Origin of the sequence: Nocardia abscessus (assembly GCF_015477775.1) — a bacterium.
Taxonomy (GTDB): Bacteria; Actinomycetota; Actinomycetes; order Mycobacteriales; family Mycobacteriaceae; genus Nocardia; species Nocardia abscessus_A.
Map to the genome: position 1 here is coordinate 310,512 of NZ_JADLQO010000002.1, position 25,488 is coordinate 335,999.

The window sequence follows — 25,488 nt, forward strand, 5'->3', positions numbered from 1 at the left end:
TCCAACCGGTTCCGCGCAAGCGCCTCTCAGGAAGGTTGCCGAGCAGTCTCAGGAAGAAATGGCACACTCTTATCCCGATGTAACCGGATACGGGAGGAACGTGGTAGTGCCGACCAACGAACAGCGACGAGCAGCGGCGAAACGCAAGCTGGAACGTCAGCTCGCCAACCGGGCCGAGCGGGCGCGCAGGCGCAAGCAACTCACGATCGCCGGATCGGTACTCGGTGTCGTCGTCGTGGTCGCCGCCGTGACCGGGGTGTACTTCTTGACCCGCGGCGACGACAGCGGCAGCTCCGACGCAGCCGACGCCTCGCTGTCCAGCACGCCCACCGCGGCAGCGCCGCCGTCGGCGAAGGCCAAGGCCGCCACGGTCGACTGCGCCTACCGCGACAGCGCCAAGCCCGCGGACAAGCCGGTGAACAAGCCGAAGGGCGACGGCATCCCCACCACGGGCGTCGATGCCGAGGTCAGCGTCAGCGTGGAGACCAGCCAGGGCCCGATCGGGCTGACGCTGAACAACGCCGAGTCGCCGTGCACGGTGAACAGCTTCGTCAGCCTGGCGTCGCAGAACTACTTCGACGGCACCAGCTGTCACCGGATGACCGCGGGTGAGGGCCTGAAGGTCCTGCAGTGCGGCGACCCCACCGGTTCCGGAATGGGCGGGCCCGGCTACGAATTCGACAACGAATACCCGACCGATCAGTATGCTCCGAATGATCCGGCAGCGTCGAGCGAGCCGATCTCCTACAAGCGCGGCGTACTCGCCATGGCCAACGCCGGCCCTGGAACCAACGGCAGCCAGTTCTTCATCGTGTACTCCGATTCACTGCTCCCGCCGCAGTACACGATCTTCGGCACGGTGGATGACAACAGCCTCGGCACCCTCGACAAGATCGCCGCGGTGGGCCAGGACGACTCCAACGGCCCGGGTGACGGGAAGCCCAAGCAGCCGGTCACCATCCAGTCGGTGCGCATCGACCGCTGAGCGCGATCCCTCGGGCCCGCCGCCGATCACGGCCGCGGGCCCGAGTCGTGTCCAGCCCCCGTCCGGCCAGAGCAAGGATAACCAAACCTTTCTTCAGTTAGGCTGTCCTGAATTCGAAGATCGTCCGGCGCGCCAGGAGACACGCCGGAAATGTGCGATATATGCTGATAAAGCGGCACGCTCGTTCGATTGTGCCGACCTTTGTCGGGTAATCTCGAAACAAGGAGTTCCCGCAGCGTAGTCACCCTTCGGCCGGGCTATCCCGAACCGAGGATCCGAACCGAGGATCCGAACCGAGGATCCGAACCGAGGATCCGAACCGAGGATCCGAACCGAGGATCCGAACCGAGGATCCCGAGCCGAGAGTGGCGCGACGCGAGTTCTCCGGGTGTCCACGTTTGCAGGCGGGACCCGCTGCACGGGACTACAGTTCGCGTGGCGGTGTCCGTAACGAAGCACCACAACCATCCATAGTGATCACTGCAGCATCGGGGAGCAGCCATGTCCGAGGAACTGGACGACATCGGCCGGGAAACCGCGGCCATGATGAGGACAATGTTGCAGCTTGCGACGCTCGTCGCCTTGCGGACCCGCGAGCGTGGTCAGAAGGAAGCCGAAGCGCGCGCCAAGCTCACCGAGGCCCGCATCAAAGAGGCCAAGGAATTGCAGATCCGGGAAGCTCGTGACGCGAAGGCCAAGGACCCGCGCAACACCGAGCTGGCCCGGCTGATCGAGAAGCCGATCGCGGAAAAGGGTGTGTCCCTGGAGAAGGACCGCTTCTCCGCGCAAGCCGAGGCGTCCCGAATGGCCGCCAACGCCGCCGCCACCGCCAAGCCGGCTTTGCAATACGACTCCGCGGAACGCCGGATGGCTATCGCGGCCCATCTGGCCAAAATGGGTGTCGCACCGGAGCTCGCGGCGGTGCGGATGCTGATCGAAGTAGGGCAGGCGCAACCGCCCGGCGAGGCGGTACGCACCCGCCCCGACGCGGCGCCGTCGGTCACCCGGGCGAGGGAACAGGAATCCCGCGGCCTGGAACGCACGAGGTAGCCGAACGAACAAACGCCCGCCGGATTCCGGCGGGCGTTCGTGTTTCCGGGGTCATCGCGAGAAAGACCGCCGCACAGCGGATTACGTACGGAAGTCACCCACCGTGGGATCACCGAACATGCCGTGCTGCGGCGATTTCAGAGGCAGCGGGCTGAGCATGTCCTTGTGGCCGTTGCGGACACTGCAGTACTTGAACGGTCCCTTGGGGTCGAACAGCTTCGCCATGTGCGGGTCCGCGTGATCCAGGAACCAGACGCTCAATCCGGTGCGCCCGTCCAGCCGGTAGTGCTCCCAGGCCCGCCACAGCGCGTCCAGCCGGGCGACCGCCTCGGCGTGCTGCCACCACTCCGGGCACCACACCGTGTCACTGAGATCGGTGACCTGCCGCCGATAGACCAGGCTGAGGTAGTTCTCGACGAACTCCACCACGCTCGCGTAGATCATCGGTTGTTGCTGCTGTTCGGTCACAGCGGCCGAACCTCCTCGACTTGTCCGTATTCCGGCGGCGGCGTCGACTTGCTGAGCGAGGGCGCGCCGATCAGGTCCGTGATCTCCGTCTTGCGCTGCGGGTCGTGGCGCGAGATGGACTTCTTCACGTCGGCAGCGTACTCACCCTCCCACCACGGCACGGTGCGCAGGAGCACCGGCGGCGCACCGGACGGGAACAGGATGGCCCGGCCCCGCGGCAGCGTCGCCAGGCCGTTCACCGAGAAGGTCTTGGACGAGCCCAGCGAGCGCGAATAGCTCTTGCCGCCTTTGGATTCGGAGACCGACTGCGAAATCGCGTCGTACTCGCCGAGCACATCCGAACGCTCCTGCAGGAACTTGGTGTCGTCCACACCGCTGCCGAGCACCTTGATGTTCGCCGCCGACCACAACGCGTTCATGCCGCTCTCACCCCAGCAGCGCGCGCCCTGCGCCCAGGATTGCAGCACCGTCATCACCACGATGCCGCGCGAGCCGAAGTGGCTGTACTGCTTGGGCAGATCCTTCCAGCGCACCACGTTGGCGGCCTCGTCGAGCACGGCGAGCATCGGAATAGCCAGGCGGCCACCGGCCGACTGCGAGGCCTTCCGCATCGCCACGTCCACCACGGCCTCGGTGAGCGCGCTCACCAGAGGCGCGGCCGACCCGCGGCCCTCCAGCGACAGGCTGTAGAGAGTTCCGTTGTTCTCCAGGAACTCCAGCTCGTCGAACTCCCTGCGGTCGCCGCCGCGGGTGATCCACGGGTGCACGTTCGACAGCTTCAGGCAGCGGATCATCTTCTTGGCGGTGCCGAAGATGCCGCTGCGCGTGCGCGGATCGGTGTTGTACTGCGAGGACAGACCCGAGGCCGTGTAGTGGTGGCGGGCGGCGCGCAGAAGCTCGATGGGTTCGGTGTCCTGCGGGTTGGTCACCCATTCCCACACCTGCACGATCGGCCTGCTGCCGTTGCGGTCGCCCACCGCTGCCGCGAGGAACAACCCGGCCAGCAGATCCTCGGCCTCGGGATCGAAGAACGCGTCGGTCTTGGTGTCGCGGCCGTCGTCGCCGTCGGCGAAGTGGCCCGCCAACCGCGCCGCACGCATTTCGCAGCCCTCACGCCTGGCGTCGACCCAGGACAGCGGGTCCCAGAACCAGGTCGGCTCCTCGCCCGCGACACCCTGCGGATCGAAGACGAAGGTGGGACTTCCTTTGGCCTCGCGGACGTCTCGGGTCGCGTCCACCACGTCCCGCTTGTTCGAGGTGGCCAGCACCGGACCGATCGCGGTGAGGATCGCCGGGATCACCCGGGAGGTCGACTTGCCTTGACGCGGCCCCCAGATGTCCAGGTGCAGATCCTCGTACGAGCCGTAGAGCATCACACCATCGGCCACACCGACGCCGATCGGCACGCCCGGGACGTCGTTGTAGCCGAGTTTCACGCCGAGCTGCTCGGCCTTCTCCCGGACGCCCGCCTCGGTGAGCATCGAGATCGCGCCGCCGTTGCCCATCACGTCGGCCTTGTCGTCGACCGGCAACCTGCCCTTGGTCCGGCGCTTCTGCAATTCCTTGCGGATCACCAGGTAGGCGACCACGCTCAGGATCACCAGCAGTACGATCGCCGTGGCCGCGCCCGGCCACTGCAGCCTGCCCCGCGCCAGATCGGCCGCGATCGCGATCGGATTGAACGGGACCTTCTGCGGGCTGCCCGCGAGCAGGTTGCCCAGATGCAGCGCGAGCCACAGGGTTCCGAAGATCGCGAAGCCGGCGTAGGTCAGTAGCAGGCTGACGTCGGGTCCGGGAACGGCCGGATCCGTCACCTTTTTCTTCTTCGCCATGTGTGCCTCCTGGGTCGGCCGTCCGGTACGGAAAGCGGGTGGTCAGCGGAACGCGTCGAGCCGCCAGCCGTCGGGTGTGCGCACGACGGTGGCGATCACCGTCGCGGGCGGCAACGGCTCTTTGCGCCCGTTCGGATAGACGACGGTCTGCTCGATCCCGATCTTGAATTGCTGGACGTTCGGGTCGCTCAGGGTCGGCGCCTTCTCACCGGACGCGAAAGTGAACGCCTCCACCCGCGCCCCTTCCCTCGCCCAATCCGACCATTGCAACGTCGACTTCGGCGTCTCCACCGCGGTCGGTGCCGCATCCAGCATACGAATCAAGCTGGGGCCGAGGAACTTCCGCGCCCGGCCCAGCGAAGCGCCTTGGGCCTCGGTGGCGGGTTGCCAGCTGTAGATCTCCCGCAGCGCCGCGACCGCCACGCCGTCGGGCGTCACCGGGTCGGGCGCGGGCACGCCCTCCAGTAGCCGGGGTGTGGACGTAGCGGGGTGCGCCGCATCGGATCCCGCGTCCGCGCGGTCCGCGCGGCCACAGGCCGCACTCAGCACCGCAGCGCTCAGCACCAGAATCACCACCAGTTTCGCACGTGCATTTGCTCTGTCCATCCAGGCTAACCGCACCCGTGGTGGTCGCGGCAGTCCCGCCGTCGCGTGTTCGGGCGCGTCGACGCTCACAGCACCCTCCTCGCCCGTCCGTCCCCTGGCACCGCGACTTCCGAAACGCCGCCTCCCGACCGGGCATCCGCGCCCGGCACCGACTGGATCATCCGGCCGTTCCCGGCGTAGACGCCGACCTGCGCGGGTCCACGCGGACCGAACGAGCTGAACACCAGATCGCCCGGCTGCGCTCTGCTCATCGGCACTTCGGCACCTGCCTCCCACTGCTGTTCGGCCGTACGCGGCAGCGTCACCGTGCCGGAGGACGCCGCGAACACCGCCGCCGCGGTCAGCCCCGGCCCGTCCAGTCCCCCGCCGCTCGGTCCTTGTGGCCCGCCCCCGCCCCAGACATAGGGGGTGCCGAGCCACTCGTGCGCCGCTTCGACGATCTGGTCACCGCTGGAACCCTGTCCGGGAGTGAACCGGCCGAGCGAACCCGGCGCTCGGTATTGCGCCTCCATCGCGAGGATGTTGCGTACGTACGGCTGGGTCTCGGCGTAGTGGGCCGCGACCTGGTTCGGCATGCCGCCGGAGGCCAGCACCGCGCCTTCGCCCGCGTTGTACGCCGCCAGCGTGAGCGCGACAATGTCGCCCTGCACCCGGCCCTCGGCCTGCCAGCGCTGGATCTTGTGCGCGATCGCGCACATGTACCGCCCCTGACCGATGATCGCGTCTCCGTCGTCCCACACACTCGCCACCCCGTTGCCGTCGGCGTCGATCACGTAGGGCTGACCGTCGTCGGGATTGATGCTCACGGCGGTGGTCGGCAGGAACTGCGCCAAGCCCTGGGCACCGGCGGGCGAGGTCGCGCCACGGCGGAAGCCGGACTCCTGCCTGCCCTGCGCGGCCAGCAGCGACGGCGCGACCTGCGGGCAGATCGAACCCGCACGGCGGTACCAGATCTCCAGTTCCTGCGGTACCTTGCCCGCGGCGAGCGCGCCGCCCGCGGTGCCGAAGCCGAGGCTGCACCGCGGATCGCTGGAATAGGCGCGCGCACCGCCGACGTCCGGGGTCGGCGCGCCGTCCAGCCAGGGCAACGGGTCGATCTGGCGTCCGCCGGTGAACCGGCCGCCCGGGACGATCTCGAAATGCAGGTGCGGCCCGCTGGATTCACCGGCCGAGCCCACCGCGCCGATGTGCTGCCCCGCGGTCACCGTGTCGCCCGGCCGGACGAGCACGCCCGAATCCCACATGTGGCCGTAGACCGCCGAGTACGAACGGCCGTTGGTGTCCACCGAGTCGACGACGATCCAGTTGCCGAATCCCGACGCCGGACCGGCGGCGACCACGCGGCCGTCGGATACCGAGAAGATGGGGGTACCGTCGGGCGCGGCCAAGTCGACGCCCCGGTGCGCGCCGCCGCGCGACCCGAAAGTGTCCGACACGGTGAAGGTTCCGGTGGCCATCGGCAACGTGCGGCGCAGCGGGCCGACTCCCGCGGCGAGCGAGGGGGTGGCGGTCGCGGCCGGATTGGTCTGTGACGCGCCGGAGGTGGCGGTCGCGGCGGCACGCCGATCGCCCGGCGGGTGACCGCCCAGCGGCGGAAGCGCCGACTGCGAGCCGAGGACGGAGCCGCCCTCACAGGGGTCGTCCACGGCGGGCATGACGATGACCAGCACGATGGTCACCAGACCGAGCACCGCGCCCAGCGCCGTCCACAACGCCGATTTGCCGCTCATCGCCGCACTCCGGCATCGTGCCGCGCGCAGCCGTCGTTCACGTCCGGCGCCGGGCTTCGTTGAGGGTGTCGGCCAACGTGCGGTTCATCTCGGCGGCGGCCGCCAACTGCTGTTGCAGCAGCGCCACTTTGCGCCGCAGCGCGGTCGCGTCCATCCGCTCCAGACTGGGGCCTTCGGCCGCGCGCACCCAATTCCGCACCGAGTTCGTGTGCACGCCGATCTGTTCGGCGACCACGCGGCACGCCTCCGATTCACTGCGCAGCTTGCCGGTCAGCGCGATGACCTGTTCGACCGCCGCCTGGCGTACCTCCGGGGAGACGCGACGGTAGGACCGGTGCGGCATCATGCTGCACTCCCCGGTGAATCCGTCCCGCGCGAGGTGGATTCGGTGAACTCGCTGAACCTCTGGTTGGTGTCGTGGATCCCGCTTTCCTTCTCCGACAGCGTGAATTCCATGTGGAACGGGATGCCGGGCCTGCGGTCCTCACCGATCTTCAGCAGGAATTTACCGGTGCCGGGCGGGGACGGCCGCTGCTGACCCGGTTTGAGCGCCTCGCCGGTCAGCGCTTGCGGTGCTGACCATCCGGTCACCATCTCCTCCTCGGCCGATGTGAACGGAACCGTGCTGTCCAGCCGTTTGATCTCCTCGGCCGGGAGCGCGCCGAAGATCTTGGCGCGCGCCCGCTCGAGGAAACCGAGCGCCTTCGCGATGGCGGCTTCCGAACCGAGCGATTGCAGGTCCTTGATGGTGTGGCTGATCATGATCAGCGCGGTGGCGATGCCGCGCTGCAACCGGGTGAGCTCGTCGACGCGGTCGACCATGAAGTCACCGAGGCCGAGCACCTGCCACAGCTCGTCCATCACCACCTGGAAGTAGCGCTGCGGGCCGAGCTTCGCGTCGGCGAGCACGTGCGCGGCCTCGACCGAGGCGAACCCGTCGGCCCAGCAGGCCAGCATGACCGCGGCCTTGAGCTTCTTGTCGCCGGTCGGGATGTGCGAGACGTCCATGCACACCGCCACCGCGCTGGTGTCGATCGGCACGGTGGTCTGGCCGTTGAAGACCGCGCCGAACGGGCCCTGGGTGAGCGCGCGCAGCGAGCGGCGCAGCCCCTTGATCGCTTCCTGGTACTCCGCGGGGTTGTCGGAACCCGCGTCCAGCATCAATTCCTCGCCGCCGCCGACGATCACCTCGAGAAGGTTCTCCATGATCGGCGGCTTGTCCGGGGTGTAACCGCTGCCCGGCCGGTAGAGAATGCGCAGCGCGGTGGAGATCAGCGTCTCCTCGTAGTCGCGGACCCGGTCACCGCGCACCAGTTCGACCAAGCCCGCGATCAGCGTCACCTGCCTGGCCCGCAGGTCTTGCAACACCTGCAGTTGCAGGGCGGGGAACTCTTCCAGGCGCGGAACGACCGCACCGAGCACGCCCGCCGCGAGCGGGTTGAGCTTGCCGTGCCCGTACCCCAGGTCGATCACCTGGCCGCCGACGAGCTCGACCATCTTCCGGTAGTCCGGTTTGACGTCGGCCAGGATCAGCGGCGTGATCCCCTGCGCGATGCCGCCCAGCACGATCCTGCGGACCAGCGAGGACTTACCGAAACCGTTGAGGCCGAGCACGAACAGGCTGGGGGCGGTGATGAAGCTGCCGCGCATGAACCAGTTCATCGGATCGAAGCAGACCGGCGCTCCGGTGTGCAGATGCGAACCGAGCGGCGTGCCGATCAACGGCGCGCCCGCACCGACCGACCACGGCCACAGACCGGCGACCTGGGCGGTGGTGGCCCGGTACTCGACCGGGCGGCCGACCACGTTCATCCGGCCGCCGCCCGGTCCCGCGTAGCCGCGGTCGGTGAGTTGCGCTGTGCTGCGGTCGAATCCGTCCTCGATCGTCTGCTCCGCGCGGGCCGCGTAGTTGCGGCGGCGGATGTCGTCGGTGCGGACCCGGAACTGCGCGAACGCCGCACGCAGGCCACTGCCCTCGCGGGCGATCATCTCCAGTCTGGCGCGGGTGGCGTCGTCGAGCAGCGGCGGACCGGACTGCTTGCGCCGATCGGCTTTCGCCTTCGCGCGGCGGGCCGCCCTGTCCGTGTACGGCGTGCCCATGGCGCGGTCGGCGGTGTAGTCGACCTTCGCGGGCCGCGCCACGCGGCCGTTCCTGCCGCCGTTGCGATCCGGTCGTGCGGCGATGCGCTCGGTGGCCGCGTCACGGGACGTGCGGGAACTCCGCTCGCCGCGGGACCGCTCGGCGTGCGCCCGGTCGGCGCGCATGCCGTCGGCCCGGCCCGCGGCCGCTCGCGCGCGCCGCTCGGCGGCCCGCCGGTCGGACGGGTCGACGCCGAGCCGGTCCTCGCCGTTCACCCGCGCCGAATCCCGTGCGGAACGCCGCCGCTCCGGCCGCTGTCCCCACTCGTCCCGGCCGGATTGCTCGAGTCGCCTGCGGCGTGCGTCCTCGTCGCGTTCCCGTACGGGTGGCTCGTAGTCCCGTGCCATGAATCGCTCACCCCGCCAGTGCCTTCGGAATAGTGGCATGCTCCGGCAGGATCACCCCGCAACCGAGCGAAGCCGCGAAGGCCGCCGCCTGGTAGCGGTAACACCGCCGAATCTTCAGGCGCGCCTGGGTCGACAGGTCGCGCGTGATGGCTTCGATGCGCGGCAGGTCACCGCGCAAGGGCTCGGTGATGGTCACCAGCGCCCCGAAGCGGGTCACACCGTGACCCCTGGCCTGCTCCTCGCGGGCCTGCTGAGTCGCGCCCACCCGCAGCGTCGCCGCCGCGGACACGACCCCTCGTTCGCTCTGCTGGGCCACCAACGCGTTCTTGAAATCGTCGTCGACGATCTCGGCGGCGTCGGCGGCTGAATGCGGACGGTACACGATCGCGATACGTTTGCGCGGTACTTCCGGATTCGGTGCGAGCAGCCGTTGCAGCACCCGCTCGTCCACCGCGCCCTCCGGAGCGGCGTCCATCTCCCAGGTGACCGACCGGCCACCGTCGTGCACCAGGTGATCCCACTTCTCGTCATGGGACACCGGGCCCGCGTCCGCCCAATCCAGGCCGTGCCCTTCGGGTTCGCCTGCGGCCACCTCGAGGTCGGCCTGCGAGGCGGGATCGTAACTGCGGCGGATGAACGAGATCACCTCGTCGGCCGACATCGGCTGGGCCCGCACACCGGCTTCCGCCAGCGCGGCGCAGATGCCGGGCAGGCGGCGGCCGATCTCGACGGCCTCCTCCGCCGGGTTCTTGCGGCGCTCGGCGGTGGTGGCCTTGAACGTGATCGCCACGCGCGGCAGCAATTGCACCCGCTCCTGCGGCAATTCGGTGGCCAGCTCGTACATCACCTGCTGGGCCAGCTCCGGCGCCTCCGGCCTGGTGATCGTGGAAACCTCGGTGAGCAAGCGGTTTCCGGTCTCGGGCACCGTGTCGATGACCGGCACCACGGCGACGATGTCGCTGGTCTGGCCGACCGAGGCCAGGAAGGTGCCCCACGCCGACACCCACCGGTCGATCACGGGCTGGTCCACCGCCTCGTGGCCCTGCGGCCACGCGCGCAGCACCACCGTGTACTGGGCGAACTGCGGGAGGTGGATCATGCCGAAGCTGTAACCGCCCGCGTCGATGCCCTCGTACAACTTGGAGGGCGCCAGCAGACCGGGCAAGCGGGTAACGCCGCCCGGGATCCGGGAGAAGCGGCCACCGCGGTACACGTGCTCGCCGCGATTGCGCGAGCGCATCCAGTTGAACATCATCAATCCCGTCTCGTAGCCCGAACGACCTCCGGTCCGCCACACCAGCGGGACCATGACGACGACACCGACGCCGCCGACGATCATCCCCCACTGGAAGCCGCCGACCATCGCGGTGATCAGCGCGGTGATCACGACCGCGAAACCGAGAACGGTCTCCTCCCAGCGCAGGCCGAAAAGGCCCGCGCTGCGCGGCTTCTGCCAGAGCCCGTACGAGCGCCGCTCGTAGGTGTCGGTGAGTGTCATCGCGGAATGGTGCTCCTCCCGAGGTCGGGTGACCGGTTCGTCCAGCGATCGCCCGCGACGTCACCCATGGCTTGATCGGCCCGGTTCAGCCCGCCGCTCGCGGCGCGCGCCGCTCCGATCCGGCCGGCCGCCCTGGCCGCTCCGGACGGTACCCCGGCCGCGCCCGCAGGTCCGGAGGCGCGCGGTGCCGCACCACCCTGACCACCGCCGCCACCGCGCGGCGGGGTCGGCCGCGGCACGCCGCCGCCACGCGGTCCTCCCGCACCGCCGGGCCGGGGTCCGGTTCCGCCGCCGCTCACATATCCGGGCGCACCCGCGGCCGCGGTGCCCTTGACACCGACCGCCTTGGTGCCCATGGCACCCAAGGCCGCCACACCGACGAGGGTGCCGCCGGCCGCGGTGAAACCGGAACCGCCGCTGCCGACGATCGCGACGGCCGGGGTGACCAGCCGCATCAGCGCGGGCAGCACGAACGCCACGCTGCACAGCAGCACGATCGCGACCAGCATGCGCTGAGCCTGCTCACCGTCGGGCAGACCGCCCGTCGGGGTGAGGCCGTCGACGTGCCCCGCCGTGGTGAAGGCGATCATGTAGACGATCGCCGCCACCGGTTTCCACAGCATGAAGGCGATGATCCAGCCGATCAGCTTCTGATAGGACTGCTTGCCGATGTTCATGCCGGAGGCCGCCGCCGCCAGCGGGAGCACACCGGCCGCGATCACCAGTAGACCCTGCCGGACGATGGCGAGCACGATCTGCGCGAGCGCGCCGAGCAGACCGACGATCGCGATGATCAGCACCAGGCCGGGGGAAAATGCCTGCAGCTTACTGGTTTTCACCATCAGCTCGGCGAGGTCCTTGGCGTTGCCGTTGGTCGAGTCGTCGATGATCCACTCCGCGAAGCGGTCCGAGGCCTGCGTGCCCGCGACGATCACCGCGCCGAGCATCCAGGAACTGAACACGACGCGAGTGAACATTCGGAACGATTCGGCCGCCTCGTTCATCGTGGCCCCGCGTCTGGCCTCGGCCAATCGCGCCCCGGAAAGGATCACCGACGCTATCAACAGCAGGATCTGCGCCTGATAGGTGTAGTCGTTGATCTTCGTGAACAGCGAACCCGAATCGCTGACCGCCTCGTTCGGCACCTTCATCCAGAAGGTCAACGCCAGGATGATGGCCTCGCCGAGACCGTTCATCAGCGAATCGACCACCTTGCCGAAGGTCGAATCCCAGGCTTTGTCCTTCACCGCGGTCGCCGCTTGGCCCGGATGCGAGGCGGCATTGCCCGCCTTGCACGCGGCCGACGCGGCGTCACCGAGGGTGAAGCCGGGCAGTCCGACGCCGTCGAGTGTGTCGTGGATTTCGTTGCACGTATCGTCGAAGCCGTATGTCTGGCCGTAGGCCACGGTCGGAGTAGCGGTCATCACTGTGAAGATGACCGCAAGGATTGTGACTAGCCGCCTCACCATTGTGTCCACCCATCGATCGAACCGATCGTCTCGAGCGGCTGCGCGTCGCCCGCGGACGACTTCAGTTTCCAGCCACCGTCACGCCATACCACGTTGAGTCTCATGGCCACCCAACTTCGCCCACCGTGCAGAAACTCACGGGTCTTGCGGGCGACACGAACAACAGCGAAATCGTCACCATAGCTTTCGATTCGAAAAGCGTCGGACGCGTACAACAGTGGTTTGACACTCTCCGGCAAGACGTCGGGCACTTTGCCCTCGGCAATCTTGCGTGCCCGATCGGCGAGCTCCTCGGGTGTGAGGATCACCAGCTGCTGCCATAGCGTGTGGTCATTGGGCCGTGCCACGGTGCGCCAATAGATCTGCTCGGCTGCCAGCGCGGCGCCCTGCGGGGTCTTGGCGAAGCCCGACGGCACGCCGTTGTCGATGCGGGCCGGTCCATCGGTTGTCGAGAAAGGAATGATCGGGCCGCCGTATACCTGTTGCCAACCGCCCGGCTGGTTCGTCCCGCCCGGCGCGCCGGTCTGCCATTCCGGATCGGTCGCCGTTCGCGGCGGGCCCGACTGCGAAAGCGCTTGTCCGGCAGGGTTGTCCGAAATATCGAAACGATGTCCGAAGGAGTCCTTACCGGAGCCGACGAACGATGACGCGGAAGCCGTTCCGCCAGAGCAACTTTCCGATGCTGTTGTCGTTTGGGACACCTGGTCGCGCGGCGCGTCGTCGTCCCGGACAGCAACTACGGTGACGACTGCGGCCACGGCGACCGCGAGTACCGCACCTGCGCCCAGCACCGCCAGCGGCATGCGATCGGAAGACCTTCTACGGCTCACCACTTCGTCCACCCCTGCAACGACTCGATGTACTCCGTCTGGGCATTGTTGGTGGCCGCGGGCTTCAAACGCCAGTCACCCGCGTCCCACACCATCACCAGGCGGGTCGCCGCCCACAGCTGCTTGCCGTCCACCACGGGGCCCCTTGTGGCAAGGCGGATGATGGCGAGATCGTCGGCGTAGTCGTCGACCTTGAACGCATCGGAGGCGACGAAGTAGCGGGTCACCTTCTCCGGCTGCTGCTGCGGCAGCCGGTCGTCGGCCAGCGCCTTGTCGTAGGCGGCGATCTGCTGAGCGGAGACCCGCACCTGACGCACGTACAGGTCGCGGTCGGCGGGACGCGCGTTGAGCCGGTAGGTGATCTGCGCCGCGGCCAGCACCGCGCCCTGCGGGGTGTGCGCGTAGCCGACGGCCAGGTCGTCCTCGATCCGCGTAGGCCCGTCGGAGGTGGAGAACGGCACGGAGGCGCCGTACACCCGCTGCCAGCCGTGCGGCTCGGTGGTGCCCTCCGGCGCGGCGGTCAGCCAGTCCGGGTCACTGGGCTTGCGCTGCCGGGAGGGGTCCTGCGGAAGCGGTTGTCCCGCAGCGTTGTTCGGGATGTCCACCCGCCTGCCGAGGATGTCCGCCTCGGCGGTCGCGAAGCCGGTGCCGCCGGAGCCCTCGGTGACGGCGGGTGCTCCGCCGACTTCCTCGTCGTCCCGGCCGACGAAGACGAAGATGCCGACCACCACGATGAGCGCCAGCACGGCGGCGGAGGCGACCACGCCGAAGGAGACACGATCGCGCGCGTACGACTCCCTGTCGCTCACGTCGGTGCCTCCAATTTCACGATATCGGTGGGTAATGCGTCGATCGAATCGATGGGCCGGGCGGTCGAGTCCGGATCGGGCAGTCGTAATCTCCAGTCCTCGCCGAACCACTCGACGGTGGTGTGGTGCACCGCTTTCGAGCTGTCGGAGTATTCGGTGTACACGTCGACGGTGGACTGCCGCTCGGTGTAACCGGTGATCTTGTAGCCCAGCAAGCGGGGCGCGAACTCGGGGCCCGCCGGTCCGGTGATGGACAGCTGCACCCGGTTGATCGCCCACTCGTCCTTGGCCGTGCCGGGAACCACCTCTCGCGCAGCCACTTTCGCCCACTGGGTGTCAGCGGCTACCGCCAGCCGCACCGAATGGGTCAGCGCGGCGACGCCCGCGCCGCGCGGCGAGTGCTCGAAACCGGTGGCGGCGCCGTCGGCCGTCGACCGCGGCCCCTGGTCGGTGTGCGGCAGCGGTACACCTTGGAACGGCTGCCACCGCACGTTGGTGGGAGCGGCCGCGAGATCCGGACCCGCCGAGTCCTCGCTACCGCCGCAGCCCACCGCCGCGAACAGCAGCGCGGCGCCGACGACTCCCGCCGCGGGACGGCGGATGTCGCGCCGCCACGCCGTGGAGTCCACCGGCCGCAGTACTGTCGAATTCATTCCCGCTTCGTCCCCGTCCCACTCCGGCTCACGCGGGCAGGAACGCCAGGGCGATCCCTGACGCCGTGCTCGCCACCACAGCACCCAGCAGGCTCATCAGGACGCCGTGCGAGGCATCGTTCATGGCCAGATCGCTGCGGAAGGTCAGCCACAGCTTTCCAGCGGACACGATCATCCAGGCCAGGCACACCAGAAGGACGAACCACAGCAGCCAGTTCAGCAGCTGCATCAGCGGTGCGAGAACGTCGGCGGGCATCCGCTTGTAGGCCAGCGGCTCGGCCGCGAGCATGCGCACGGTAGTCATCGCGGGCCTCAGGTGCCGATGACGGCGTTCATGATGGTGCCCGCGCTGGTGGCGACCACGCCGCCGATCATCGCGCCCGCCACCATCTTCGGCGACTCCAGGCCACCGCCGGTCCACTTCTCCCAGGCGAACCTGCCGCCGGCGTAGACGATGCCGCAGATCCCGGACAGCAGGACGAACCACGTGAGATACCGCACCAGCTGCAGGATCTTCTCCGAGCCCGGCGGCGCCTCCGGCGTCGGATTACCGACTTGTGCGAGTACGGTGCCGTACGTGTCCTGCACGGCGAGGAGGAGCATGCTCATCGGGTGCCTTTCTCGAATAGTGGGTGGTTGTCGCCGTTTCGAGGCGGACGATCACTCGTCGGGCGGCTTGCGGAGATCCGGTGACCGGCGGTCGTAGCCGGCCTCCTCCAGTGCCGTCCGAGCGGCCGCCACGATGTCGGCGCCGAGCTCCCGGACATCGAGCGGGACTTCCTCCAGCAGATCGAGCTTGCGCTTCCTGGGCGGCAGCGGATCACCGGGCGACCACACCGGCAGCTGCTCGGGTTCGACCAGCGTCCACTCCTCGTACCACGGCACCTGCCACACCTGTCCGGCCAGCGAGCCGACCACGTCGCGATAGCGCCGGATCTCCGGAGCCATCCGGCCGGGGCGCGCGGCGACGGTGATCAGGCCGAGCACGTCGGAGGGGCCGGCGAAACCCGAAAGGTGTTGGCGCAGAAGGTCGTGCGCGCGGGACAGACCGGCGATGGTCTCCCTGGCGACCAGGACGACGAACGGACTTTCGCGGTCGAAGACGCCGGGCCAGCGGCGGCCCGAATCCGCCGCGGGCGCAAGCACATGCGCGAGGGTACTGGCTCCCGCACCGCCGTGCACACCCAGCAGCCAGACCAGCGGCGCACGGCCGACACCCGGTACCGGACGATCCCAGATCGCGGCACGGCGAGACTCCGGCGGGGCGATCACACCGGCGGGCGTCGGGTCGGGCTGGCGCGGAAAAATCATGGCGGCGGTCATGATGCCACCCCGGCGAGCAGGCGCCCATATGCCCGGCGCGTCTCGGCGGCCAGCGAGGTGTGCCGCACGAGTTCGCCACGGGCCAGGTGCGGATCGTAGGGGATCTCCATGATGTCGCGAACCCAGCCGGAGAGGTGCTCGCGCAAATGATCCGCTACCCGGGAATCGTCACCCGGGTATTGATGCGAGACCACGATCGTGGTGTCACCGACGACGCCGCCGCCGTGCCCCTCTCCCGGGTCACCGAACTGGTCGTCGAGCCATTCCAGGGCGACCCGCAGCCGGTTGGCCGCGTCGGTGCGGGCCGGAATGGCAAGCACCAGAGCCACATCCGCGTCATCGAGCAAGGGCAGCAGTTGCCTGGCGGCAATCGGGTGCCCACCGTCGTAGACGGCGGTGTATCCCGCGTCGTGCACGGCACGCGCGACCGTGAGATAGGTCGCACGCCTGCGCAGCGGCGCGGCGTCACGCCAGAGCAGACCGATACCCGAAGTCGCGCGCGACAGGCACTCCTTCAACGGCGCCGGCTCGTCGTCACCGCGGCCGTACAGCCAGGACTGCAAACTGATCGGGTGCAGGTGCTCATCGGCGCCGCGCAGCGCGAGATCGCTGCCCGCCGAGGTGGCGTCCACCGCGACCGTCGGCGTCCCGCCCGTGCCGAGTTCACCCGCCAACCCCAACGTCGTCGTGGTGGTACCCGCACCACCGCACCCGCCGACCACCAGAATCGGCCGCTGCACCGGATGATCCGCCTCGGAGCCGCCGCCCCTGCCGCGCCGCAACCGCACCACCGGAGCCTTGGAACGCACGGGCCGGCCCGACGCCGCGCCCTCGCCGGGCGTCTCGTCGAGCCAGCGGCTCCAGTCCTCTCCCATCGCCTCTGCTCTCCTTTATCCGGCCGCGATACCCGTGATCAGGGTGCGACCGTCGATCACCGCGGTGGTGACCGTCTGTCTGTTGTACGTGGCGGGCACACCGCCAGGCCGGTACTCCGTCACCTCCACCGAATACCGGTTGTCACCGGCACCCACGATCCGCACGCAATGCGCCGTGCCCACCGGGACCGAGTCGATCCCCCGCTGGATGACCCAGGCCGGCTGGACGCTGGCATCCGGCGCGACGGCCGCGCGGGCCCGTTCCCCGGAGCGTTCGACGTAGTACGCGTATTGGAACGACAGCACCGCGTCCGGCCCGGATCCCGTACCGCCCGCCTCCGCGCTGCGCACGACCGTGTCGCCGCGCTCGGTCGGGCAGGCGCCCGCGCTGATCGCACGCGGATCGGCGCCCGCCTGCGCGCTGCCGACGGTGAGCTGCACCGACTCGGACATGTGCGAGTCTCTCGGCAAGGCGGCGCGATCGGCCGCGGAGCGCAGCAGCAACAGCACGCCCACCGCGGCCACCGCGATGACGAGCACCGCCACGATGACGATGATCAGCAGCCGGGCCCGGCGCAGGGCGGGGTGGTCACGGGCGGCTTGCCGCAGCGCACGCGACTCCGCAGGACGCGGCCGGTCCTCGGGCTCGTGTTCGTCGTCGTCGGCCCACGGGAACGGGACCGGACCGACCGGCCGGGGCGCGACGTAGTCGTCGTCGGGACCGGGCGCGTGGCCGGTCACCACCCAATCCGACCACCCTCCGGTGAATTCGCTGCGCTGCGCGGGCAGATCCGCCGGGACCTCATCGGGTCTGCGCTGCCATTGCTGGTCGTCGTCGCGAATGTAGTCCGGGTAGCGGGAAGGCCCGTCATCGTCCGCGGGGGCGATGACATTCGGCTCGTCACGCTTGCCTGCCTCCGGCGCGTCGGTCTCCGGCTCCAAAGCGCCGTACCAGCGGGAAAGCTGTTTGTACGACTTCAACATTCCCCCATTCCCGCAGAGCAGGGCACGCAGTATCGCATCGTCGGACCCTCTCGGCGATCAGTTCGTGGAGAACGGGTAGGCGTTGGGTATGCCGGGTCGGTCGGTGGGCGGAATCGATGTCACGCCGCCGGATGAGGCGCCATCGGCTCCTGTCCCGAACGGAAATTGTCCCGTACCGGACGAACTCGACGTGGGAGACGCGCCGGAGCCGTCCCCGAAGAATCCGGTGGGCTGCTTCTCCAGCACGCCCCGCGGCTCGGCCTTGCCGCCGAAGGCGTCGGCGACGTCGCGGGCGACGGCCGCGAACCAGTCGGCGACGAACTGGGTGGGAGCGGCGCCGTTCGCCGACACGGTCGCGCTGCCGTAGGCGGTGTGGCGCTGAACGGTGTCCCAGTAGCGCACCCAGGTGGTGGTGTTCAGCAGTTCGCTGTTGTCGGTGATGTTCTGCACTACCGCGTCGAACGCCTGGGTGACCAGCCGGACTCCGGTGGTCGGCGGAATCAGCTGGGGAATGGCGCCGAGCAACTTGACGCCGAGCTGCAGCAGCGCGGCGGGCGGATTCGCCAGGCCCGCGGTGGCCAGCTCGGAGATGTTCGCCGGGTCGATGACCGCCCGGACCACCGCTACCACGGAGTTCAGCCCGATCATGCCGACCTTCAGCAGCGCCTGCAACGCGCCGGGCAGATTCAGCGACGTGCGCGGGTCCGAGGCGTCGGCCAGGCGCTGCGAGATCGACTTCTGCGGCGAGATCGCCAGGGTGGCCAGCGAATTACCCTGGACGTCCTCGTTGACCACTTGGGTCGCGGTCTTGATCGAGGTGAACGCCAGCGCCTGTGCGATGGACACCAGGGAGGCGATCGGGTCGCCGCCGCTGAGCTTGGACTGGCCGACCACGTTGGCGACCGCTTTCAGGATCGGCGCGCCGTCCGGGGCGTCGCAGGCGAGGTCGCCCGCCGTGCAGAAACTCGCCACCCGGCCGGTGAGCGCCCCGAAGTTGGCGGCCTTGTCCCGTTCCGGGCCGATGCCGCCGCCGCTGGCGGGCGTCTGCGACAGGGCGACGAGGGATCCCAGCCGGTCGCCCGCGGTTCCCGGCGCGGGGTCCGGCGTCGCCTTGCCCGGCGATCCGGGGAACAGCGGTGCGCCCGGATTGCGGGTGGGGTCGCCGAACAGCGCGACGGCAGCGACCTTCTCGGCGGGCAGCACGCCACGACCCTGGCCGATCTCCTGGGCGAACATCGACGCGACGTGCGCGCCCTGCGAGTAACCGACGATCGCGAAGCGGGTGTTCGGGCAAGCGTCGGCGACGGTTTCGGCCATGCTCCGCAAACGGTCGAGGCCGCCGGACACCGATTCCGAGTAGGGCGCCGCGCCACCGGCAGTCACACCGCCGAAGCCGGATTCGTATGGCACATAGGCCCGGTCGACCAGACCGGTGTCGGGAGCTTTCGCCATCATCGGGCGGAAGACGGTGGAGAGCATGCCGGTGTCGGTGGTGGGCGCCGCGTCCGGCGAGGATTCACCGGTGCCCTGAATTCCCAAGGCGTACAACGCGGGACAGGTCGCGAGGCGAATGTTCGTGGACGGACCGGCGGGACTCGACGGCTCCGCCGCGGCGACACCGGCGGTCGCCACAACCACGGCGAGTGCTACCAGCATCCCCGAGAGTCTTGCCGTGTATCCAGTCATAGCGATCCGCAATCAAGTCGTCTGCCGCAGCTACCTCAACGCCATGAAACGCAATAGACGGTAACAGATTCCGGCTATTACTGCCGCATCGACGGAAAACTTCCATGACACGCCGACATGAACGCGACACACCGCGGCGCGTTCCGGGAATCAGTCCGACAAGTTTCCGACAACGCGCTGCGGATGGCAACCCCCGAACCGATTCCGCGCACACGAAAACCGTTGCGTCGACAGTTAATTAATAGCTATCGAATGCGGGCGGAGCCGTAGCTCAGGCCGCGGAGGTGACGCGGTAGACGTCGTAGACGCCCTCCACGTTGCGCACGACGTTCAGCAGGTGCCCCAGGTGCTTCGGATCGCCCATCTCGAAGGTGAACTTGCTGATCGCCACCCGGTCGCCGTGCGTGGCCACCGACGCGGACAGGATGTTGACCTTCTCGTCGGCCAGCACCTTCGTCACGTCCGACAACAGCCGCGTGCGATCGAGCGCCTCGATCTGGATGGCGACCAGGAACACCGAGGACGGCGACGGCGCCCAGGACACCTCGATGATCCGTTCGGCCTGATCACGCAGCGAACCGGCGTTCGTGCAGTCGGTGCGGTGCACGCTCACCGCGCCGCCGCGGGTCACGAAGCCCATGATCTCGTCACCCGGGACCGGGGTGCAGCATTTCGCCAGCTTGGCGACCGTGCCCGGCGCGCCGGGGATCAGCACGCCCGCGTCGCCGGTGACCCGCTGCCTGCTCGGCGTCGTCGACGGGGTGGAGCGCTCGGCCAGCTCGTTCTCCACGTCGCCGATGCCGCCGAGCTGCGCCATCAGCCGCTGCACCACGTGGTGCGCGGAGACCTGGTGCTCACCGACCGCGGTGTAGAGCGTGGAGATGTCGGTGTAGTGCAGCTCGTGGGCGACCGCGGTCATCGCGTCGACGCTCATCAACCGCTGCAGCGGCAGCCCGACGCGGCGGACCTCCTTGGAGATCTGGTCCTTGCCGCTCTCCAGGGCCTCCTCGCGCCGCTCTTTGGCGAACCACTGGCGAATCTTGGCCTTGGCGCGCGGCGACACGACGAAGTTCTGCCAGTCGCGGCTGGGTCCCGCGTTCTGCGCCTTGGAGGTGAACACCTCCACGACCTCGCCGTTCTCCAGCTGACGCTCCAGCGCGACCAGGCGCCCGTTCACCCGGGCGCCGATGCAGCGGTGGCCTACCTCGGTGTGCACGGCGTAGGCGAAGTCCACCGGCGTCGACTTCTGCGGCAGCGTGATGACGTCGCCCTTCGGCGTGAAGACGAAGATCTCCGGCGACTTCAGGTCGAAGCGCAGCGACTCCAGGAACTCGGCCGGGTCGGCCGCCTCCCGCTGCCAGTCCAGCAGCTGGCGCATCCACGCCATGTCATCGACCTCGGCGGTGTCGTTGGAGTGCTTGCCGCGGGTCTCCTTGTAGCGCCAGTGCGCGGCGATGCCGAACTCCGCGGTGCGATGCATGTCCTGGGTACGGATCTGCACCTCGAGGGGCTTGCCGTCCGGCCCGACCACGGTGGTGTGCAGCGACTGGTAGACGCCGTAGCGCGGCTGGGCGATGTAGTCCTTGAACCGGCCCGCCATGGGCTGCCACAGCGAGTGCACCACGCCGACGGCCGCATAGCAGTCGCGCACCTCGTCACACAGGATGCGGATACCGACCAGGTCGTGGATGTCGTCGAAGTCCTTACCCTTGACGATCATCTTCTGGTAGATCGACCAGTAGTGCTTCGGACGGCCCTCGACGATCGCGTTGATCCGGGAGGCGGCCAGCGTGTTGACGATCTCGGCGCGCACCTTCGCCAGGTAGGTGTCGCGGGAGGGCGCGCGGTCGGCGACCAGCCGGACGATCTCGTCGTACTTCTTCGGGTGCAGGATCGCGAAGGCGAGGTCCTCCAACTCCCACTTCACCGTCGCCATGCCGAGGCGATGGGCAAGGGGCGCAATGACTTCCAGCGTCTCCTTGGCCTTCTTCGCCTGCTTCTCCGGCGGCAGGAAACGCATGGTGCGCATGTTGTGCAGCCGGTCGGCCACTTTGATCACCAGCACGCGCGGATCACGGGCCATCGCGATGATCATCTTGCGGATGGTCTCGGCCTCGGCGGCGGCGCCCAGGTTGACCTTGTCCAGCTTGGTGACGCCGTCGACGAGGTGGGCGACCTCGGAGCCGAAGTCCTGGGTCAGCTGCTCGAGGCTGTAGCCGGTGTCCTCCACCGTGTCGTGCAGGAGCGCCGCCACCAGCGTGGTGGTGTCCATGCCGAGTTCGGCGAGGATGTTGGCCACCGCGAGCGGATGCGTGATGTAGGGATCGCCGGATTTGCGGAACTGATGCTTGTGCCGGTCGTCGGCCACATCGAAGGCGCGCTGCAGCAGCGTCAGGTTCGCCTTCGGGTACAACTCGCGATGCACGGTGGCCAGCGGTTCGAGCACCGGCTTGACCGCCGCGATGCCGCGCTGCCCGGTCATGCGGCGGGCCAGGCGCGCACGCACCCGGCGTGAGGCCGAGGTCGGGACGGCCGAAGAGGTGCCCGGCTGACGCGGAGGCGTCGCGTTCGCCGGCGCGGTCGGTTTCGCGGCCTGCGCGGCGTCGGTGGCGCCCGCACCGTTCGACTGCGGGCCCGACGTCGATTGCTCGACTTTCGCCTCGCCCAGATGCTGCGTCATGCCACCACCTCTCCGCGCCTCGATCGGACCACCCTATCCGACCGGTGCAACCTCCCGGACCACCAACTTTAGTCCGGGCGGAGCACCCACGTCCGCTCAGCCGACGCCGGATGCGCACCGGGGCCTCCGGACGGGGAACGGGCGCCGAGTCCGGGCGGTTCCGGACGCACCCGGCAACCGTCACATATCGGACACGCCCGGGCCGCGGGGCGCAGCGTATTCACGGGGGCGCGGCAACGAGACCAACCGCCGCACCGGCGACGACCAGCGCTTTTACGCCCGATGCGGCGAGGAGGGTGGGATGGGCCGGACATCGGAGCCTGCCGGTTGATCGAGAGGGCAACCGGAGGCACCGGAGCCGACGAGCCCCGGCCCGGTTCCTGGAGCTCGGTCAGCGAATCGCGGCGGGCTGAGGTTCGGAGAGCGGCGACCGGGCGGGCACGGGCTCGGGAAGCAGGGAGCGACCGTCGAGATCGGCGGCGGGGACGACGTCGAGCAGGTCGAGCACCGTGGGGGTGATGTCGACCAGGGTTGCTCGCGTACTGGTGGCGCCGGGCCGGAAGTCCGGCCCGCGAGCGATGACGAAATTGGTCGTCTCGTCGGCCGATTGGCCGCCGTGCCCGCCTTTCGGCGTGTGACCGTGATCGGCGGTGACGAGCACGGTCCACCGCTCGGCGGGGTGCGCGGCGGCGCGGGCGTCCACCGCGGCGACGATGCGGCCGACCAGAGCGTCGATGCGCGTCACGGCGTCCAGGTAGGCACGCGAGGCGCCACCGGCGTCGTGACCGGCGCGGTCCACCTGGTCCAGATGGGTGAAGAGCAGGTCGGGCGCGAATTTGCCGATCGCGGTCACCACGGCGTCGGTGGTGGCGGCATCGGTGCGCGCCTCGTCGGGATCGCCCGGTACGGGCGCGGTGGAGACGACGACGTCGGCGCGGGGGCTGCCGCTGCCGGTCATGGTGGCGATCTGGTCCCAGGTCGCGATCGACTGCGTCTTCAGCGCCGGCCGGGCCCGTTCGAGCTGGGTGAAGACCGTCGGGTACCGCGCGAACGGCGCCGCGGTGAACTGGTTGTTCGTGATGCCGTGCTTGCGATCCCATACACCGGTCAGCACGCTGGCCCAGGAGGGACCGGAGATGGTGATGTGCGGGGCGATCGATGAACGGCTCAGCAAGCCCGCACCGCTCAGTCGCAGCAGATTCGGCGCCTGAGCCTGCTCGATCTTGCTGTACATCAGGCCGTCCAAACCGATCACGACTACTTTGGCCGCCTGCGCCTCCCCCGCGGCGACTCCGGCCGCGCCGGACAGCGGAAGGAGTACGGCCGCCGCGACGGCAACAACTTTCGGCACCAGTCGCGCTCGGCTCATACCGCGAACCATGCGGGACCGACCGGGGCGTGCGATAGCCCGCCACGGCAGTGTTCATGGACGTTTCATCAACGGCCACACTGCCCGTCGCCTCACTGAACACGCCTTGAACAAGGCATAGCGGAAAGCTATATCCGAACTTCACGGTGGGTCGCGGCCAGGTGAACGCCGAGTTTCCGCCGTGCGACGCGATCGGCGCGCCCGCGACTCACCGCCCACGGCACGGCACCGTCCCTTGACACGCCCTTCACCGATATGGATGGCTGGCCGTCGTGACCGCAGGATGCATTCGCGTGGCGGCCGTCGGCGACCTCCATATGCGCGCGACCGTGTCCGGACGTTTTCGTCCCGATTTCCTCCGCCTGTCCGCGGACGCCGACCTTCTTTTGCTGGCAGGTGATCTCACCGACGGGGGCAGCCGAACGGAAGCGGATCTGCTGTGCGCCGAACTCGACGATCTTCCGGTGCCGGTGGTCGCCGTGCTGGGCAATCACGACCACGATCGGAAATCGGGCTACCTGATCGCGGCGCGGCTCACCGCGCTGGGCGTCCACGTGCTGGACGGCACCGCGATCACCCTCGCCATCAAGGGAATCCGGCTCGGCGTCGCCGGAGTCATGGGCGGCAGCGGTGGCTTCCCCGGTCATCCCGGCAACCCGGAGGAGGGTTCGGCCGAACATCGCGCCCGCATGCGCCGCGGTCCGCTCGACGCCCTACGGCTGCGCCAGGCGCTCGACCTGATCGACTGCGAAACCCGCATCGCCCTCATGCATTTCGCGCCTGTCCTCGACACGTTGGCCGGTGAACCGCCCAAGATCTACCCCGGACTCGGCTGTCATGATCTGGCCGCGGCGGTCGACGCGGGCGGGGCGCTGCTCGCCGTCCACGGGCATGCGCACGGCGGAACGGAATTCGGTCGCACCCAGGGTGGGGTGCCGGTGCGGAACGTCTCCTACCCGGTGCTCGGGCGCCCCTACGCCGTCTACAAGGTCGCCGCGGGCTCGCGCCGTCCGGCCGGTACCGGCTGAGTACCGTCCCCGCCATGACGGTCGCTCGCTCCCTGCTCCTGTTCGCCCTCGCCGCGCTCGCCGAGATCGGCGGCGCCTGGCTGGTCTGGCAGGGCTGGCGGGAGCAGCGCGGCGTCGCCTGGATCGCCGCGGGCGTCCTCGCGCTCGGCGCCTACGGCTTCGTCGCCACCTTCCAGCCGGACCCGCACTTCGGGCGCATCCTCGCCGCCTACGGCGGTGTCTTCGTCGCGGGCTCACTGGCGTGGGGCGTGCTGGTGGACAAGTTCCGTCCCGACCGCTGGGACTACCTCGGCGCGGCGATCTGCCTCGTCGGCGTCGCCGTCATCATGTACGCGCCACGGCGCTGAGACGTGTACGCCCCCGGCGCTGAGACGTCGCCTCCGATCCACGGCGACGTCGACACCGAACGCGCACCGGTTCGCGCCCGGAACGAAACGACGACAGCGGTGGCTACGCCGTTCCCTCCTCCTCTCCGAAGGCCCACACCGCGGCGGGCCGCCCGGTCGCCTTGACGCGACGCCGTTCGGTGGTGCGTGACAGGCCGGGGATGGCCGCCAGGGTGCGGTTGAGGTTCGCGGCGTCGGGACGATCTCCGGACAGCGCGGCGGCGGCGGCCACCGCCCTGGTCGCGGGAAACTCCGCGCCGAGGAGGGCGCGGGTGAAGGTCAGGTCCTTCCACAGCAACCGCGTCAGGACACCGCGGGCCACCGCGACGATGCGATCGTGGTCGAACGCCAGTTCGGGCGCCTCGTCGAACCCGGTCCACCGCGCCGGTCCCTCGTGCGGGCCGACCACCGCCCACATCGCGATCGACAGCGTCGGTCCGCGCGGGTCGCGGTTCGGTTCATCGAAGGTCACCAGCTGCCCCACCGGTCCGATGGCGGCCTCCGGCACACCCAGCTTGGTGTGCACCGCTCGCCGCGCCGCCACAGCCAGCCGCTCCCCCCGCCCGAGCAGCACACCGGGCAGGGCCAGCTGTCCCGCGAACGGCTCCAGCGCACGGGGTGCGATCCCGAACCGCACTGCACCGTCCTCGTCCCAGAACCGCAACGCCACCACATCCACCGACACAACGGACTGCTCCACGGCCACCCATCCTGCCCGACCGTCCGCACGACGCGTGGAC

General features: G+C 69.2%; 24 protein-coding genes. 4 read left to right on the plus strand and 20 right to left on the minus strand.

The genetic code is table 11. From position 1 onward, the window contains the following. Window positions 1–106: 106 nt before the first annotated feature. Both IU450_RS07000 and IU450_RS07005 read left to right on the plus strand, forming a co-directional pair. Window positions 107–985, plus strand: a complete 879-nt coding sequence (locus tag IU450_RS07000) for a peptidylprolyl isomerase (RefSeq protein ID WP_195148965.1) — start codon at window positions 107–109, stop codon at window positions 983–985. Between the two features lie 501 nt (window positions 986–1,486). Next, window positions 1,487–2,035 (plus strand): hypothetical protein, encoded by a 549-nt coding sequence (locus IU450_RS07005; protein WP_195148966.1) that lies wholly within the window; start codon window positions 1,487–1,489, stop codon window positions 2,033–2,035. A gap of 81 nt (window positions 2,036–2,116) precedes the next feature. Here IU450_RS07005 and IU450_RS07010 read toward each other — a convergent pair whose 3' ends face one another. The 19 genes from IU450_RS07010 to IU450_RS07100 form a co-directional block, all read right to left on the minus strand. Beyond that, complete coding sequence (locus IU450_RS07010; protein ID WP_233060934.1) at window positions 2,117–2,503, minus strand: DUF4913 domain-containing protein; 387 nt, start codon at window positions 2,501–2,503, stop codon at window positions 2,117–2,119. Further along, window positions 2,500–4,335, minus strand: a complete 1,836-nt coding sequence (locus IU450_RS07015) for a type IV secretory system conjugative DNA transfer family protein (protein WP_195148967.1) — start codon at window positions 4,333–4,335, stop codon at window positions 2,500–2,502. The genes IU450_RS07010 and IU450_RS07015 overlap by 4 nt, the downstream gene beginning before the upstream one ends. Window positions 4,336–4,377: 42 nt before the next feature. Next, the gene (locus tag IU450_RS07020) at window positions 4,378–5,010 is read right to left on the minus strand and encodes a hypothetical protein (protein WP_324197572.1); all 633 of its coding nucleotides are present in this window, start codon (window positions 5,008–5,010) and stop codon (window positions 4,378–4,380) included. After that, complete coding sequence (locus IU450_RS07025) at window positions 5,007–6,671, minus strand: M23 family metallopeptidase (protein WP_195148968.1); 1,665 nt, start codon at window positions 6,669–6,671, stop codon at window positions 5,007–5,009. Before IU450_RS07025 ends, IU450_RS07020 begins: the two co-directional genes overlap by 4 nt. A 37-nt stretch (window positions 6,672–6,708) precedes the next feature. Further along, window positions 6,709–7,017, minus strand: a complete 309-nt coding sequence (locus IU450_RS07030; protein WP_159919349.1) for a transposase — start codon at window positions 7,015–7,017, stop codon at window positions 6,709–6,711. Continuing rightward, window positions 7,014–9,158 carry a hypothetical protein gene (locus IU450_RS07035; protein WP_195148969.1) on the minus strand — a complete coding sequence of 715 codons (2,145 nt, stop codon included), beginning with the start codon at window positions 9,156–9,158 and terminating at the stop codon, window positions 7,014–7,016. The genes IU450_RS07030 and IU450_RS07035 overlap by 4 nt, the downstream gene beginning before the upstream one ends. A 7-nt stretch (window positions 9,159–9,165) precedes the next feature. Continuing rightward, window positions 9,166–10,656: an SCO6880 family protein gene (locus IU450_RS07040; RefSeq protein ID WP_174187181.1), complete on the minus strand. Its 1,491-nt coding sequence runs from the start codon at window positions 10,654–10,656 to the stop codon at window positions 9,166–9,168. Beyond that, the gene (locus IU450_RS07045; protein ID WP_228834169.1) at window positions 10,653–12,080 is read right to left on the minus strand and encodes a conjugal transfer protein TraG N-terminal domain-containing protein; all 1,428 of its coding nucleotides are present in this window, start codon (window positions 12,078–12,080) and stop codon (window positions 10,653–10,655) included. Before IU450_RS07045 ends, IU450_RS07040 begins: the two co-directional genes overlap by 4 nt. Before the next feature lie 38 nt (window positions 12,081–12,118). Next, window positions 12,119–12,928, minus strand: a complete 810-nt coding sequence (locus IU450_RS07050; protein WP_195148971.1) for a hypothetical protein — start codon at window positions 12,926–12,928, stop codon at window positions 12,119–12,121. Between the two features lie 23 nt (window positions 12,929–12,951). After that, on the minus strand, window positions 12,952–13,764 hold the full coding sequence (locus IU450_RS07055; protein ID WP_195148972.1) for a hypothetical protein: 813 nt from the start codon (window positions 13,762–13,764) through the stop codon (window positions 12,952–12,954). Next, window positions 13,761–14,417, minus strand: a complete 657-nt coding sequence (locus IU450_RS07060) for a hypothetical protein (RefSeq protein ID WP_228834170.1) — start codon at window positions 14,415–14,417, stop codon at window positions 13,761–13,763. The genes IU450_RS07055 and IU450_RS07060 overlap by 4 nt, the downstream gene beginning before the upstream one ends. Before the next feature lie 28 nt (window positions 14,418–14,445). Next, the gene (locus IU450_RS07065; protein ID WP_195148973.1) at window positions 14,446–14,721 is read right to left on the minus strand and encodes a hypothetical protein; all 276 of its coding nucleotides are present in this window, start codon (window positions 14,719–14,721) and stop codon (window positions 14,446–14,448) included. Window positions 14,722–14,729: 8 nt separating this feature from the next. Continuing rightward, window positions 14,730–15,026, minus strand: a complete 297-nt coding sequence (locus tag IU450_RS07070; RefSeq protein ID WP_043694168.1) for a hypothetical protein — start codon at window positions 15,024–15,026, stop codon at window positions 14,730–14,732. Between the two features lie 51 nt (window positions 15,027–15,077). Further along, window positions 15,078–15,740 (minus strand): DUF6668 family protein, encoded by a 663-nt coding sequence (locus tag IU450_RS07075; protein WP_181724850.1) that lies wholly within the window; start codon window positions 15,738–15,740, stop codon window positions 15,078–15,080. Then, the gene (locus IU450_RS07080) at window positions 15,737–16,615 is read right to left on the minus strand and encodes a MinD/ParA family ATP-binding protein (protein WP_195148974.1); all 879 of its coding nucleotides are present in this window, start codon (window positions 16,613–16,615) and stop codon (window positions 15,737–15,739) included. The genes IU450_RS07075 and IU450_RS07080 overlap by 4 nt, the downstream gene beginning before the upstream one ends. 15 nt (window positions 16,616–16,630) lie before the next feature. Next, on the minus strand, window positions 16,631–17,599 hold the full coding sequence (locus tag IU450_RS07085; protein WP_195148975.1) for a hypothetical protein: 969 nt from the start codon (window positions 17,597–17,599) through the stop codon (window positions 16,631–16,633). Between the two features lie 57 nt (window positions 17,600–17,656). Beyond that, complete coding sequence (locus tag IU450_RS07090; protein ID WP_195148976.1) at window positions 17,657–19,255, minus strand: cutinase family protein; 1,599 nt, start codon at window positions 19,253–19,255, stop codon at window positions 17,657–17,659. Window positions 19,256–19,556: 301 nt separating this feature from the next. After that, complete coding sequence (locus IU450_RS07095; protein WP_195148977.1) at window positions 19,557–21,965, minus strand: RelA/SpoT family protein; 2,409 nt, start codon at window positions 21,963–21,965, stop codon at window positions 19,557–19,559. 391 nt (window positions 21,966–22,356) lie between these two features. Then, window positions 22,357–23,334: an alkaline phosphatase family protein gene (locus IU450_RS07100; RefSeq protein WP_195148978.1), complete on the minus strand. Its 978-nt coding sequence runs from the start codon at window positions 23,332–23,334 to the stop codon at window positions 22,357–22,359. A 272-nt stretch (window positions 23,335–23,606) separates the two neighbouring features. Between IU450_RS07100 and IU450_RS07105 the strand changes: the two genes are divergently transcribed. Continuing rightward, window positions 23,607–24,362, plus strand: coding sequence for a metallophosphoesterase family protein (locus tag IU450_RS07105; protein WP_324197573.1), 756 nt, complete (start codon window positions 23,607–23,609; stop codon window positions 24,360–24,362). Window positions 24,363–24,376: 14 nt separating this feature from the next. Beyond that, the gene (locus tag IU450_RS07110; protein WP_195148979.1) at window positions 24,377–24,709 is read left to right on the plus strand and encodes a YnfA family protein; all 333 of its coding nucleotides are present in this window, start codon (window positions 24,377–24,379) and stop codon (window positions 24,707–24,709) included. 103 nt (window positions 24,710–24,812) lie between these two features. Here IU450_RS07110 and IU450_RS07115 read toward each other — a convergent pair whose 3' ends face one another. Continuing rightward, on the minus strand, window positions 24,813–25,448 hold the full coding sequence (locus IU450_RS07115; RefSeq protein WP_195148980.1) for an NUDIX hydrolase: 636 nt from the start codon (window positions 25,446–25,448) through the stop codon (window positions 24,813–24,815). Window positions 25,449–25,488 lie beyond the last annotated feature (40 nt).